The sequence below is a fragment of the Bradyrhizobium sp. CCGB01 genome (assembly GCF_024199795.1).
In the GTDB taxonomy this organism is placed as follows: Bacteria; Pseudomonadota; Alphaproteobacteria; order Rhizobiales; family Xanthobacteraceae; genus Bradyrhizobium.
On record NZ_JANADK010000001.1, the window covers coordinates 2,429,071 to 2,443,581 of the forward strand.

General features: G+C 63.7%; 11 protein-coding genes and 1 pseudogene. 6 read left to right on the forward strand and 6 right to left on the reverse strand.

Going from position 1 to position 14,511, the window contains the following annotated elements; translation table 11 throughout:
- Nucleotides 1–64 precede the first annotated feature (64 nt).
- Entirely contained in the window at nt 65–1,984 is a 1,920-nt protein-coding gene (locus NLM25_RS10915) for an AI-2E family transporter (protein ID WP_254136944.1), read from the reverse strand.
- Between the two features lie 307 nt (nt 1,985–2,291).
- Here NLM25_RS10915 and NLM25_RS10920 point away from each other — a divergent pair.
- A pseudogene (locus NLM25_RS10920) lies at nt 2,292–2,450 on the forward strand (IS5/IS1182 family transposase); the annotation flags it as partial.
- A gap of 1 nt (nt 2,451) precedes the next feature.
- On the opposite strand, the gene NLM25_RS10925 reads toward NLM25_RS10920, so the two are convergent.
- Nucleotides 2,452–3,732 (reverse strand): flavin-dependent oxidoreductase, encoded by a 1,281-nt coding sequence (locus tag NLM25_RS10925; protein ID WP_254136945.1) that lies wholly within the window; start codon nt 3,730–3,732, stop codon nt 2,452–2,454.
- Nucleotides 3,733–3,872: 140 nt separating this feature from the next.
- Here NLM25_RS10925 and NLM25_RS10930 point away from each other — a divergent pair, with 140 nt between their 5' ends.
- Nucleotides 3,873–4,493, forward strand: a complete 621-nt coding sequence (locus NLM25_RS10930) for a glutathione S-transferase family protein (protein WP_254116889.1) — start codon at nt 3,873–3,875, stop codon at nt 4,491–4,493.
- A 102-nt stretch (nt 4,494–4,595) separates the two neighbouring features.
- On the opposite strand, the gene NLM25_RS10935 is transcribed toward NLM25_RS10930, so the two are convergent.
- A complete protein-coding gene (locus tag NLM25_RS10935; RefSeq protein WP_254141154.1) occupies nt 4,596–5,519 on the reverse strand; it encodes a LysR family transcriptional regulator in 924 nt (307 codons plus the stop codon).
- Nucleotides 5,520–5,610: 91 nt separating this feature from the next.
- On the opposite strand from NLM25_RS10935, the gene NLM25_RS10940 reads away from it, so the two are divergent.
- The 4 genes from NLM25_RS10940 (at nt 5,611) to NLM25_RS10960 (ending at nt 11,813) form a co-directional block, all read left to right on the forward strand.
- Nucleotides 5,611–6,054, forward strand: coding sequence for a nuclear transport factor 2 family protein (locus tag NLM25_RS10940; RefSeq protein ID WP_254136946.1), 444 nt, complete (start codon nt 5,611–5,613; stop codon nt 6,052–6,054).
- A 348-nt stretch (nt 6,055–6,402) separates the two neighbouring features.
- Nucleotides 6,403–6,987: a biliverdin-producing heme oxygenase gene (locus NLM25_RS10950; RefSeq protein ID WP_254116892.1), complete on the forward strand. Its 585-nt coding sequence runs from the start codon at nt 6,403–6,405 to the stop codon at nt 6,985–6,987.
- Entirely contained in the window at nt 6,984–9,527 is a 2,544-nt protein-coding gene (locus tag NLM25_RS10955; protein WP_254136947.1) for an HWE histidine kinase domain-containing protein, read from the forward strand. Before NLM25_RS10950 ends, NLM25_RS10955 begins: the two co-directional genes overlap by 4 nt.
- A gap of 276 nt (nt 9,528–9,803) precedes the next feature.
- Nucleotides 9,804–11,813, forward strand: coding sequence for a methyl-accepting chemotaxis protein (locus tag NLM25_RS10960; protein ID WP_254136948.1), 2,010 nt, complete (start codon nt 9,804–9,806; stop codon nt 11,811–11,813).
- 52 nt (nt 11,814–11,865) lie between these two features.
- Here the strand turns inward: NLM25_RS10960 and NLM25_RS10965 are convergent, their stop codons facing one another.
- The 3 genes from NLM25_RS10965 to NLM25_RS10975 form a co-directional block, all read right to left on the reverse strand.
- Nucleotides 11,866–12,552, reverse strand: a complete 687-nt coding sequence (locus NLM25_RS10965; RefSeq protein WP_254136949.1) for a glutathione S-transferase family protein — start codon at nt 12,550–12,552, stop codon at nt 11,866–11,868.
- 163 nt (nt 12,553–12,715) lie between these two features.
- Entirely contained in the window at nt 12,716–13,042 is a 327-nt protein-coding gene (locus tag NLM25_RS10970) for a hypothetical protein (protein ID WP_254116896.1), read from the reverse strand.
- Nucleotides 13,043–13,226: 184 nt separating this feature from the next.
- Nucleotides 13,227–14,357, reverse strand: a complete 1,131-nt coding sequence (locus NLM25_RS10975; RefSeq protein WP_305887581.1) for a site-specific DNA-methyltransferase — start codon at nt 14,355–14,357, stop codon at nt 13,227–13,229.
- Nucleotides 14,358–14,511: the final 154 nt, after the last annotated feature.

Sequence of the window (14,511 nt, forward strand, 5' to 3'; positions counted from 1 at the left end):
TTCCTCGCCCCGTTCTTACGGGGAGAGGGCGGGTGCGGGGCAGGAAGCCTTCTCGCGTCCTTCGTCAGTTGAACACAGCCGCTTTATTGTCGACGGTCGCAGCACCGCACTGCTTGTCGCCGGCCTGAGTGATTGCGCTTAGCGCAGCGCTAAAAGATCCGCGGGAAACAAGATCAACGACCGCGTCAACAGGCGGCGTGGTGCCTTCCGCTCCAAAAAGGGCGACTAGAATGCGAGCGTCGAATTTCTTCTTGTTGAGCCTGCGAACAGTAGCCTGAATCTTGCCGGTAGATGGTTGGCCGACGTAGCAAACGCACGCCAACGACGTGTCAGTCATATCGAGCGAAACGAATTTCGACATCGACAAGGCGTCGGCCTCTTCTGCTGTCGCTGCGATACCACGGTGACGCAGCAAATAGGCCAGTACTAGCGCTGCTGCCTCGTCGAGCTTGTCGGATCCTGGAACACAGAGAATAGGAGGCGCTCCACTGCTCTCCTTGGTCAACTCGAGTTGCGCTCTTGTTTGTTCAATTGCGATGGCTGCTCCGGGGTTGGCACTCAAGTCTATGGACGGAACGCCCGTCGCTCCTGTCTCGTGGTTCAATTCCAGGTCAGCCACCAGTTCGCGGACAGTTGAAGCAATTCGATTCAATCGCTCTTCGTCGAGATGGCCTAACTGACGGTCCGCTTCCGCGAGCCTCAATCCCTCCAGTAGAATAGTGTCACAGTAGTCCTCAAGTGACGCATCTCTGAGGAAGTCATGCGCTTGTTCTGCCGCCTCGAGAGGATCAGCGGCCAGAAGCCGTTGGTAAAACAGCTGAGGCGGTTTCAACGGAGGTCGGTCGCCAAGCATGATTTCCAGGAATTTGAGCCGCTCGACATGCCGTCCCGCGACGACGAGGCATACCGTCAGAGGCGTTGCCATGACCAATCCGATCGGGCCCCAGAGCCAGGTCCAGAATGATGCAGACAGGATGACCGCGACAGGAGACAGGCCAGAACTGTGGCCATAAATCAAAGGTTCGATAACTTGTCCGGCTAGAAATTCCAGGGCCACAAACAAGAGAGCAGTCAGCACCAACATCTCCCAGCCGGAGCCAACGGCTGCAGCGAGGATAAGCGGGAATATGGCTGAGATGAGTGCACCGATATACGGCACGAACCGCAAGATCATCGCTAACAGACCCCATAGCGGAGCCGAGGGCACGCCAATGAGCTCAAGGCCTATGCCGATTGCCAATCCGAATACTGCATTGAAGATCATCTGAGTTAGAAAGAGTCTACTCAGTCGCTTGCCGGCGTCATCAAGGGCTGCGGTTGTGCGCTGAATATCTCCCGAGCCAGCGAGGCGAACGAGTCGGTTTCTAAGATCCTCGCGTTGCAGCAAGATGAAAGCCACGAAAATCACGACGACTCCGGTCGTCGTGAGTGGCGAAAGCAATGGTTCGATGATCTTGGCGAGCGTCGTCAGAGCGCCGGGGTCGGGCTGCTTGACTTCGACAGGTATCGGAATCGCTTTTCCCGGTCCTTGCTTCGCAAGACCGTTGTCCGGTTGGTCAGCCGTGTTCCCATGTTGCAGCTGCGTCCCTAATTCCTTGAGAACAGTGGATGCCTGCTCCAACGTTCCTGTACCACCGACCAAACCACGAATGCTTTCGACCTTATCGCTCAACGTCTGCTGATATTGAGGCAGTTTCGCAGCAAGGCGAGTTGCCTGCGATACCATCAGGCCGCCCAAACTGAATATGATCGCAAAACCAAAGAACACCACGACAAGAACAGAAGCGGTGCGCGGAATTCGCCAGGAATGCAGTCGTATGACAAAGGGCGCGAGTACAAAGCTCAAGAGGACCGCGAGTGCGATCGGGACGAAAATTTCACGACCTACATAAAGCGCGGCAACTATCAGCGCCGCTACGGCCATATTGACCAGCGCCGCCCCTCGTTGCTGTATTATCCTTACTTGATTGGGCTTCTCCTGCAACTGCGTAGCCCTCGCGTTTAACCGAGCCTGCACTTGTTGCGCTTCGATTGATTCAGTTCATTGCCCCAAAATTAGTCCCAAGATGCTCGCCATCGGCAGAGCCCGTACTCTGGATCGATCCCGAGGTGCACGATCGGGTTGGACAATGCATGCGTCTTACTCCTCCGGCGCGGAAGAAAGACCCTTTTCATTGAGTCACCTTGGAGCCACCTTGCGATAGATCAAGGAACCTTGCATCGGCTCCCTGCCGACTCCAGCGGACGTTCGAGGGCATCAGGACAGGTCTGTTTACGCACTTTGCCCGAGGCTGTGTCGCGCGCGCAACTTGATCGAACGGTTCTTCGACAAGATCAAGCAGTGTCGGCGCGTCGCGACCCGATGCGACAAGCTGGCGGCCAACTATCTGGCATTCGTCAAGCTTGCATCCATACGCATTTGGCTGCGTGCCAATGAGTCCGCGCCCTAACTCACGCCCCCGCCCGCTTCGCGTCTCTGCTCACAATCGCAGGCTTCGCATTCAGTGCCTCGACCTGGAAGCCCGCGACGCGCTTGTAGTTCGCGGCGATGTCCTCCAGCTCCTGCTGCGACAGCACGTCAGTGACGACGTCATAGCCGTCAGGCGCGCGCTCCTCGACGAGCTGCATCACCTGCTCAGGGCCGTTCTTGCGGTTGAGCAGGACGAGGTCAGTGGTCGCGGGACGCCGCTCGGCCTCATAGGCGAGCAGCGCTGCGGTCGTCGGGCCATGCGCAAGGATCTCGCGGGTGATGGTGCGGGCATCGAGGATCGCCTGCGAGGCGCCGTTCGAGCCGATCGGGTACATCGGATGCGCGGCGTCACCCATCAGCGTGACCTTGCCAAAGGTCCATTGCGACACCGGATCGCGGTCGACCAGCGGATATTCGTAGGCATGCGGGCAGTTCTTGATCAGGCCGGGCACGTCGAGCCAGTCGAACTGCCAGCTCTCGAACCAGGGCAGAAACTCCTCCAGCCGCGCGGTGCGGTTATAGTCCTCGCGACGCCACTGATAGGTCGGCGGCATATGGCGTTCGGCGACCCAGTTGATCAGATGGTTGCCCGCCGCATCCGGCTGCTTCGAAATCGGATAGCAGACGAATTTCAGGATCTCGTGCCCGGCCATGATCATGGTGCGGCCGGTGAGGAAGGCCTTTGACGGCGTGACGCCGCGCCAGAGGATGCGGCCGTTCCAGATCGGCGGGCCTTCATTGGGGTAGAGCTTTTCTCGCGCGGCGGAATGGATGCCGTCGGCGGCGATCATGATCGCGCCGTCGTAGGTCCCTGCGGCCTTGCCGGTCGCCCTGTCGATGAAATCGGCGCGCACGCCGTTGGCCGTCTCAGTCCAGCCGGTCAGATGATGGCTGGTCAGGATATTGTCGCGGCCGAGCCGCTCGATCGCGGTGTCGAGCAGGAGCTGCTGGAGGGTGCCGCGATGGATCGAGAATTGCGGCCATTTGTAGCCGGCTTCCAGCCCGCGCGGCTCGCTCCAGATCGGCTTGCCGTGCTTGGTGAAATAGGCGAGCTCGCGGGTGCGCACGCCGCTGGCGTCCAGCTTGTCCATCAGCCCGAGCTCGATCAGCTCGCGGACCGCATGCGGCAGCACGTTGATGCCGACGCCGAGCGGTTTCAGCGCGGCGACGCTCTCGAACACTTTTACGGGAACGCCGATTCCGTGCAGGCTGAGCGCAAGCGTCAGCCCGCCGATGCCGCCGCCGGCGATGAGTACGGTCATGACAAAACCCCTCCGATTGCAGGCGTCTTGGCACAGGGGGGCGGCGGTGGGCAACTGCGAAGAGCAACGCACGGAGAATGTCGTGCTATAGACCTCGGGGTCGACAGTCGTTAATTTCCAGCTTTCCCATGAGGTCCGACATGCTCAAGCTCTACTACGCCACCGGCACCTGCGCGCTCGCCACCTACATCACCCTGGAAGAGGCCGGCGCCGACTACACGGCCGAACGGCTGAGCTTCAAGGACAACCAGCAGAACAGCCCGGACTATCTCGCCATCAACCCCAAGGGCCGGGTCCCGGCGCTGGTGACCGATCGCGGCGTGCTGACCGAGACGCCGGCGATGCTGGCCTATATCGCGCAGACCTTGCCCAAGGCGAAGCTCGCGCCGCTCGACGATCCCTTCGACTTCGCCCAGGTGCAGTCGTTCAACTCCTATCTCTGCTCGACCGTGCACATCAACCACGCTCACAAGATGCGCGGCGCGCGCTGGGCGACGCAGGAGAGCTCGTTCGCCGACATGAAGGCGAAGGTCCCGCAGACCATGGGCGCCTGCTTCGCCCTGATCGAGCAGAAGATGTTTCGGGGGCCTTGGGTGATGGGCGATCAGTTCACGATCTGCGATCCCTATCTCTACACCCTGTCGACCTGGCTCGAAGGCGACAGCGTCGACATCAATGCCACGCCGAAGATCGCCGATCATTTCAAGCGCATGTCTGACCGACCGGCGGTGCGCAAGGTGATGGACGAGCAGAAGGCGTAACAACGCACCAGCTCTCGTAGGGTGGGCAAAGGCGCGTAGCGCCGTGCCCACCATCCTTCCAGACGACGACAAAAGTGGTGGGCACGCTTCGCTTTGCCCACCCTACGAGAGCTTGCGCTTGGCTTGCTCCAGCTCCCGTCCCGTCTCAAGCATCAGCCGCCGCAGCCAGATCGAGCCGGGGTCCATCTGTGCGCGGGTCGGGTAGAACATGAATTGCTCGTCGATCCCTGGGTCGAGCGGCGGCGTCACCGTGACGAGGCCGAGCTGCTTGGACAGGGCCGCGATCAGCCGGCGCGGCACGAAGGCAACGAGGTCGGTGCGGGCGGCGATGTGCAGGGCTTCGAGATAGCCTGAGACGACAAGCGAAATGTGCCGCTCGATGCCCTTGCTGCGCAGCCAGGGGTCGATCAGGTCCTCAGCGCCGCCACGGATGATCACACCGACATGGCGGGCGGCCAGAAAGATTTCGCGCCGCTTCAGTTTCGCCCCCATGGGGTGACCGCGCCGCACCGCCAGCGCATCGCTGTCGGTGTACAGCAGCTGGCGGTGAAAACCCTTGAATGCGTTGCCGATCGAGATCACGAGGTCGATGGTGCGGGCGAACTCGGCATGGAAGATTGCCGATCCCCGCCACGGCACGATCTCGATGCGGATGTTGGGGGCAAGACGCGTCACCTTCTCCATCAAGGGCGGCATCAACAGCTCGACCGCGAGATCCGGCATCATCAGGCGGAACTGCCGCTCGCTGCGCGCGGCGTCGAAATCATCCGGCACGAACAGCCCGCGCACCTGGTCGAGCGCCTGTGCCAGCGGCGCGCGCAGCGCCTGCGCCCGGGGTGTCAGCTCCATCCGCGCGCCGGTGCGCACCAGCAGCGGATCGCCGAAGAGGTCGCGCAGACGCTGCAGCGCGTGGCTCGCCGCCGGTTGCGACAGCCCGATCCGCATCGCCGCGCGGCTGACATTGGCCTCGCGCAGCAGTGCGTCGAGTGCGGTCAATAGATTGAGATCAAGCGAATTCAAATTCATCAGGTGAATAGATATCATATCCGTTATCGATTTGAAGAATTCTATTCCAGCGGCGATGTTCTCCGTGTTGCCAGCAAACGGAGATGCCGCCATGAACGCGAGCGCCAACAAGAAACTGATGCAGGATATTTTCGCCGCCGCCGCCAGCCCCGACCCGGCGGTGCGCGACCGCGCCCTGTTCACCGCAAGCCTTGCCGACGACGCCAGATGGGTCGTGACCGGCCAGTATTCCTGGTCGCGCACCTTCACCGGCAAGGGGTCGATCCTCAACGATCTGCACGGCTATGTCCGCACCCGTCTGCGCGACCGCACGCGCACGGTCGCCCACCGCTTCATTGCCGACGGCGACGTCGTCGTGGTGGAAGCCAAGGGCGACAATGTCACGCCCGAAGGCGTGCGCTACGACAACGACTACTGCCTCGTGTTTCAGTTCGAGGACGGCAAGATCAAGGAGATCCGCGAGTACTGCGACTCGGTGCTGACCGAGAAGGCGCTCGGTCTGTTTCCGCAAACGCCGGTGAGGGCTGCGGGCTGAGCGGGTTGAGCCGCGTCGCATGCCCGGGCCGAGCCGGTTCATCACGGCCGATGATGGTCGCGCGGGCCTGGCGGGCGCTGGTGGAGATGGTCCGTATCAGGCGCGAGCGGTCCCAGGCCCGGTATCAGCTCGCCGCCATGACCGAACGGGAGCTTCAGGATTGTGGGATGACCCGAGCGGAGATCGCGTAAGAGCTGCATAAGCCTCGCCGACGCAAATAGAGGGGGAGGGACACGGGCCGTCGCCTTGCCCGGCTTTTGGAGTGCCGGCGGAACCTTTGGGTTCCGCCGGCGTTCCTTCGCTTCCGGGGCAATCGCGCCTTCGGCATCGCGCGCGTTTGGGAATTTCATGCTGGCTGGGGCTTCGGACGTTTCGACACAAGTGGGCCGCAGCTTCCCCGGACTCCGCGAACGACTGAGAGATGCGACTGCGGCTGCGCACCGGGAGCTCGATGCGCAGCTTTCATCATTCGATCTCACCGTATTTTCCGGCTACCGCCGCTTTTTGCAGGCCAGTGCCGGCGCGCTGCTGCCGCTCGAAGCCACGCTTGTCGCTGCCGGCGTCGCCACGATGTTTCCGGACTGGCCGGAGCGGGCGCGCAGCGCAGCGATCGCGGCGGATCTCGAACGGCTCGGCAGCGCCGCGGAACCCACCGTGTCCGTGCCGCCGCTGACGCGCAGCGGCGTGCTGGGCACCATGTACGTGCTGGAGGGCTCCCGGCTCGGGGCCAAATTCCTGCTGAAGGCGGTTGCGGATGCCGCCGACCCCCGTATCGGCGAGGCTACCGGCTATCTCAGCCACGGCGCCGGCAAACGGCTCTGGCAGAGTTTCCTGTCGAAGCTTCAAAGCGAAGAGGCCTGCGACGAGGACGAGGTGATCGAGGCGGCGCACATCGCCTTCGCCGCGTTCGAGCAGGCGGCGGACCGCGCATGAACGAGGCCGTCAATCTCACCAATTGCGATCGCGAGCCGATCCACATTCCCGGCAGCGTGCAGCCGTTCGGCTTCCTGCTCACGCTGTTGTCGGATTTCACGATCTGCATGGCGTCGGACAATGCCGCCAGCTTTCTCGGCACTGACGTCGCCGACCTGCTCCAGCGGCCGCTGTCGAGCGTCATCGCCGAAGCCGCCGTCGAGACCATCCGCAGCCGCGTCGATCATCTGAGTGGTCCGGACGCGACCGAACGCCTCTTCGGGGTCGAGCTCCAGGCGGGCAAGCCGCTTTGCGACGTCGCGATCCATTTTTCCGGCGTCTATCTGGTCGTGGAGGCCGAGCCAAGCGTCATCGAGCCGGGCGTCAATTCCGGCGAGCTGGTGCGCCTGATGCTGGAGCGGATCCGCAAGACACGCGGCATGACCGAGCTCGCGCGCGAGGCGGCGCGGCAGCTCAAGGTGCTGACCGGCTTCGACCGCGTCATGGTCTATCAGTTTCACCCGGACGGATCGGGCGAGGTGATCGCGGAGGCTGCGGAAGCGGGGCTCGAACGGTTTCTCGGCCTGCATTACCCGGCCTCCGACATCCCCAGACAGGCCCGGGTTCTCTATCAGCGCAACTGGCTGCGCATCATAGCGGACATCAATGCGCAGCCAGCCGCGCTGGTGTCGACGGCGACCCACAATGCGGGGCTGCTCGATCTTTCGATGAGCGTGCTGCGCTCGGTGTCGCCGATCCACATCGAATATCTGCGCAACATGGGCGTCGGCGCCTCGATGTCGGTGTCGGTCCTGCGCGACGGCAAGCTGTGGGGCCTGTTCGCCTGCCATCATTACTCGCCGCGCCACATCTCTTTCGAGAAGCGCACGGCCTCCGAACTGTTCGGGCAGATGTTCTCCTGGATCGTGGAAGGGCGCGAGCGCGAGGGCGACGTCGCCTACGAGATGCGCGCTCACCACGTGCAGGAGCGGTTGATCGAGACCGCGGCCTCGCACGAGCACAGCCAGCGCGCCATCGTCGACTTCCTCGGCGACTATCGCGGGATGATCGACTGCGACGGCGTGGCGGTCTGGTCCGACAACAAGATCGCGCTTCAGGGCCAGACGCCGACCGAGGACGAGGTGAAGGAGCTCGTTGCCTTCATCAACCGGACCTCGCCGGGACGGATTTTCGCCAGCGCCGAGATCGCCAGGGTGTATGCCGCCGGCCAGTCCTTCCGCGACCGCGCGGCCGGTTTCCTCGCCATCCCGATCTCGCGCGCCCCGCGCGATTGTCTGATCTTCTTCCGGCGCGAGGTCGTGCGTTCGGTGAACTGGGCCGGTGCGCCCGAAAAGGTCTACGACGAAGGCCCGAACGGTCCGCGCCTGACGCCGCGCAAGAGCTTTGAGCTCTGGCAGGAAACGGTGGCGGGCCAGTCGAAACCGTGGTCCTCCGCCGACATCCGCATCGCGGAGAGCCTGCGGGTGACGCTGCTCGAGGTGATCCTGCAACTGTCCGATCTCGCCGCGCGCGAGCGGCGCGGCGCGCAGGAGCGGCAGGAGCTGATGATCGCCGAGCTCAATCACCGCGTCCGCAACATCCTGAGCCTCGTCCGCGCTCTGGTGGCGCAGAGCAAGGACACAGCGGCCAGCGTCGAGGAATTCGCCGGCGTGCTCGGCGGCCGCATCCAGGCCCTGGCGCGGGCCCACGACCAGATCACCAATCTGAACTGGGCGCCCGTCGCACTGCGCTCGCTGCTCGAATCCGAGGCCGGCGCCTATCTGGGCGCGCGCGCAGACCGGGTCAGGATGGGCGGCCCCGACGTGGCGCTCGATCCCAAGGCGTTCGCAACGCTGGCCCTCGTCGTGCACGAGATGATGACCAATTCCGCCAAATACGGCGCGCTCGCCGATTCCACCGGCAGCGTCGAGGTCGCGTGGCGCCTCGATCCGTCGTCGAGCCTCGTCATCGACTGGAAGGAGAGCGGCGGTCCCCCGGTGCAGCCGCCGTCGCGGCGCGGCTTCGGAACCACGATCATCGAGCGCTCCGTCCCGTTCGACCTCAAGGGCGAGGCCGAAATCCGCTTCGACCTGCTGGGGGTGCAAGCGACGTTCATCATTCCCCCCAACTTCGTCGAACTCGTGCCATCAATCGCAGGAGCCGCCATGCGCGTCGAAGAGCAGCAATCGTCCCGTTCGCGGATTTCCGACACGGCCCTGATCGTCGAGGACAATCTGATCATCGCGATGGCCGCGGAGGTCATCCTGCTCGACCTCGGTGCCCGCCACGTCGATACTGCCGCGACCGTCGACCAGGCGCTGCGTGCGATCGAGCGCACGCGCCCGGGCTTTGCCCTGCTCGACCTCAATCTCGGCAACGAGAGCAGCATCAAGGTGGCGCAGAAGCTGATGGAGATCGGCGTGCCCTTCGTGTTCGCGACCGGCTATGGCGAGCGCGCGCCGATCCCGGCGGAGCTGGCCGCCGCGCCGGTGATCCAGAAGCCCTACACACTGGAAGTGGTCGAGAACGCGCTCGGCAAATTGACGCAGGCGGGCGACTGACAAACATTCAACGGCGCGACGTTTGCAGCCGGCTGCATGCCGCGCGCGGCTGTGCGCCACATCCTTGCGCAACTGCATAGAAGATCAGCAGATTTTGTATGCGCCTCATGACGTGTGCGCGAAAATTTGGAAGGTTCAATTAACGAGTGTCCCCCATTGTGTCGCAGTGCAGCGTGAGTCGCTCGAGGAGTGACGCGCGGCTGCCGGGGGTGGCCGCGACGATCGCCGGATGAGTTCGTCCGCCCGAATTCACATGCATCCGGGTGGACAGTGGGAATGCCGAAATTTCGTTTGCGGATCAGGGGACGCCTGTACGCAGGCTTCATGGCCCTGGTGGCGGTCGGTCTCGTGATGGCGGTGGTTGCCGTCTGGAATTTGTGGGCGGTCCAGGATCAGGTCGGAAGGCAATCGGCGCTTTCGGACAGCACCGCGCGGGTGCTGGAGATCTCGACCCATCTCCAGGCCATCCAGCGCGCCAACCTGCGCTACATCTACGATGCCAGCGAACCCGCAATGAAGGAGGCCGCCGAGCGGGAGACCGCGGCGATCGAGCTGTTGCAGGTCGGCGCCAAAGGCACAGCCTCCGAGGAGCGGCGGAAGCTCTACAACGATCTGATCGCCGACATCGGCAAAATGCGAAGCCTGCGTGACAATCTCGGCGACGCCGTCAACGAGGCGCGAACGGGCAAGGCGACGTTGCTGCCGAGCGGGGACGAGCTGACCGTCAAGATGAACAAGCTGACCGACGTGGCGCGCGCAGCCGTCGACGAAGACACCGCGGCCCTCGTCGCGGACCTCGAATCCAGGCTGCTTCTCGTTCAAATCGCAAACTGGCGTTTCCTGGCCCTGCGCGACACCAAGGGGCCCGCCAACTTCAGGACCAATGTGGACCGGGCGTCGCAGCGGCTCGCGGCGATCGAAAAGAGCCCGCAGGCCGCGGAACTGCGAACCACGCTCGCGCCGGTGAAGACCTCGCTCGGAATCTACAAATCCGCGTTCGAGACGACGTCGGCCGCGATGCTCCAGGCCGACGAGATCTACCACAAGAACCTCGCGCCCCTCATCGTGGAGAGCATCGCCAAGCTCAAGATCGCTGAAACCGCCTTGAAGAAGGACTACCGGGACTCGCGCGCCAATGCCGAAGCGGTGATCGCGGGAACGACGTCCATCCAGGAGCTCGCCGGCGGCCTTGCCATCCTGTTCGGCGGCATCGTCGCGTTCCTGATCGCCCGCAGCATCGTCGGTCCCCTGACCTCGATGACGCGCGCCATGGGGCTGCTCGCCGGCGGCAATCTCGCGGTTGAGATTCCCGGCCGCGGCAAGGCCGACGAGATCGGCGACATGGCCAAGGCGATCGAGGTGTTCAAGACCAACATGCTCGACACCGAACGCCTGCGCGGCGAGCAGAGCGAGCTCGAGGCGCGGCAGGCCGAGAGCCGCAAGGCCGATATGGTCAGGCTTGCCGACCAGTTCGAGCAGGCGGTCGGCGAGATCGTCGATACCGTGTCGTCGGCATCGAGCGAGCTGGAGGCCTCGGCCGGCACGCTGACGGCGACCGCGACGCGTGCGCAGGACCTGTCGACCGAGGTGGCATCCGCCTCACAGGAGGCTACAGCCAACGTCCAGGCGGTTGCCTCGGCGACGGAGGAACTCTCGTCCTCGGTCACGGAGATCGCCCGCCAGGTGCAGGAATCCGCCCGTATTGCCAACGAAGCGGTCGGTCAGGCGAGCCGGACCAACGAACGCGTCGGCGAGCTGTCCAAGGCGGCCGCGCGCATCGGCGACGTGGTCGAGCTGATCAGCACGATTGCCGGCCAGACCAACCTTCTGGCGCTGAACGCCACCATCGAGGCCGCGCGCGCCGGCGAGGCCGGCCGCGGCTTTGCGGTGGTCGCCTCCGAAGTGAAGGCGCTGGCCGAGCAGACCGCGAAAGCGACCGGCGAGATCGGCCAGCAGATTTCGAGCATCCAGGCCGCGACCGAGCAGTCGGTCGGGTCGATCCGGGAGATCAGCGGCACCATCGAGCGGCTGTCGGAGATTTCGTCGGCGGTTGCCGCCGCCGTCGAAGAGCAGGGCGCGGCGACGCAGGACATCTCCCGCAACGTCCAGCAGGCCGCCCATGGCACGCAGCGCGTCTCGACCAATATCGGTGACGTCCAGCGCGGCGCCTCCGAGACCGGCTCGGCCTCCTCGCAGGTGCTCTCGGCGGCTCGCTCGCTGTCGGCTGACAGCAACCGCTTGAAGCAGGAAGTCGCCAAATTCCTGAACTCGGTCCACGCCGCATAAAAGCAAAAGGCCACGCGCATGCGCGTGGCCTTCAAATCGCGGTGTGGCGCGATCAGGCGACCTTGGTCGTCATGTGCTTGAACATGTTGGCGCGCGCCTCGTCGTCCATCTCGGCCTTGAAGGTGAACTTGTCCTTCAGGGCGATCGCGCGCGCGGCCGCGGGCCGCGCCGAGATCTCGTCCACCAGCCGCTTCACGTTCGGGTATCGCGCAAAGGCGTCGTCGCCGAGCTTGAACGGCACCATCCGCGCCCAGCCCCACAGCGCCATGTCGACGATCGAATAGCTGTCGCCGACCATGTAGCGACGGCCTTCGAGGTGAGCGTCGAGAATCTTGTAGTGGCGATCGGTCTCGTACTGGTAGCGGTTATGGGCGTAGTCGTGGTTCTGGTCCTTCGGCGCGAAATGCTTGAAGTGCACGGCCTGGCCAGAATAGGGCCCGACGCCGGTGGCGATGAACATCAGCCATGACAGCGTCTCGCCGCGAATATTTGCGGCGGGCAGAAACTTGCCGGTCTTCTCGGCGAGATAAAGCAGGATGGCGTTCGAATCGAACACGATCGTGCCGCCGTCGTCGATCGCCGGCACCTTGGCGTTCGGATTGATCTTCAGATAGTCCGGCGTGAACTGCTCGCCCTTGCGGGTGTCGACCTTCACCGGCTCGAAGGGCAGGCCGGTCTCTTCGAGATAAAGCGCGACCTTGGTCGGGTTCGGCGAGCCGTTGAAATAGAATTTGAGCATCGATCATCTCCCCAGTGTTGTTGGCCAGAGCGAAACAAGAGCGAAAGCGGGTTGTTGTCGTGAGCGAACGCAGCGTCACTGGCGCTGACGGCTTCTCTTGCCTGAACCTCGTCGAGGAGGGCAACCGGCGAGTTTGCCGGGCGGTATCTGCGCGGCACGCAGATCAGCCGGCGTAACAAAGGCCGATCGCAGCCGTAAGGATCATCGCCGCGCCGACCGCTTCCAGCCGCAGCCCGAGCCGCGTCGCGATGTGCATGTCGGAGGCCCGCGCCTTGCGCTCCGATCCGCGCGCGTAGCCGTGCACGATCACGTCGTGATTGAAATTGTCGTGAGCCTCGTTGCTGCTGGCGAGCCCGACGCAGATCACGAGCACGCCGAACAGGGCGAGCCCGAAAAATCCCAGCAGCGCGATCAGGAACATCGGAAACATGCCGAGCAGGAAGATCGGCAGCAGCGGCACCAGCAGCAATGTCTCGGACTGTCGTCGCATTGGAGGACCGGTCGGGACGGGACTGATAGGGGAAATCTAGTCCTGACTGCGGCGGCGTTCAAGACGCAGTAGGGTGGGCAAAGCGAAGCGTGCCCACCAACGCTGTATCCGCTGGGAAAGATTCGGTGGGCACGGCGCTTTGCGCCTTTGCCCACCCTACAAGACTACGACGTGGAGCTGGAGCTTACCCCGCCGCCATGCCGGCGCGGATCTCGGCGCGGAGCTCGTCGATCAGCTTGAGACCCTTCTTGGTCTCGACATGCCAGAACGTCCAGCCGTTGCAGGCTTGCGCCCCTTGCGCCACGGCGCCGATGCGGTGGATCGAGCCGACCTTGTCGCCCAGCATGATGGCGCCGTCGGCGCGCACGAGTGCGCCGAGCTTCTTCTTGGCATCGAACAGCTTCGTGCCTGGCATGATCATGCCACGCTCGATCAGCTCGGAGAACGCGACCCGCGGCGCTTCGCGCGCGGTCATGAACGGGGCGAGGCTTTCTTCCGGCAGCGGCTCGACCGCCGCGATGCGCGCTTCGGCTGCCTTGGCGTAGGTCTTGTCGCGCTCGAAACCGATATAGGATCGGCCGAGGCGCTTTGCGACCGCGCCGGTGGTGCCGGTGCCGTTGAACGGATCGATCACGAGATCGCCGGGCTTCGACGACGACAGCAGCACGCGCGCGAGCAGGCCTTCCGGCTTCTGCGTCGGATGCACTTTCTTGCCATCGGCGCCCTTGAGGCGTTCCTCGCCGGTGCAGAGCGGGATCAGCCAGTCGGACCGTGCCTGCACGTCCTCGTTGGCCGCCTTCAGTGCCTCGTAGTTGAACGTATAGCCCTTGGCCTTCTCGTCGCGCGCGGCCCAGATCATGGTCTCGTGCGCGTTGGTGAAGCGGCGGCCGCGGAAATTCGGCATCGGGTTGGACTTGCGCCAGACGATGTCGTTCAGGAGCCAGAAGCCGAGGTCCTGCATGATCGCGCCGACGCGGAAGATGTTGTGATAGGAGCCGATCACCCAGATCGTCGCCGACGGCTTCATCGCGCGACGGGCGGCAAGCAGCCAGGCGCGGGTGAAATCGTCATAGGCGGAGAACGAATCGAACTTGTCCCATTCGTCGTCGACGGCATCGACATGGGATTCGTCGGGGCGCTTGAGATCGCCCTTGAGCTGGAGATTGTAGGGCGGATCGGCGAACACGAGATCGACCGAACCAGCCTGAAGCTTCGACATCTCGGCGACGCAATCGCCGAGGACGATGCTGTGCGAGGGAGACTCAAAATTTGTGCGGGGCGCCCTTGCAGACGCCCCGCGACGCGACACTACCATGACTCAAGAACTCTGACTCAGGCGACGCTGTCGGCGACGCGGGACCAAACAACCGACTGACCGTTACAATGAAGCGGCAAAGTAAAAATCGACTTAACCCGCCGTTTTCGTGAGCAGACCTCGCATCTTGCATTGAGCGCGTTTCGCTTCGCGC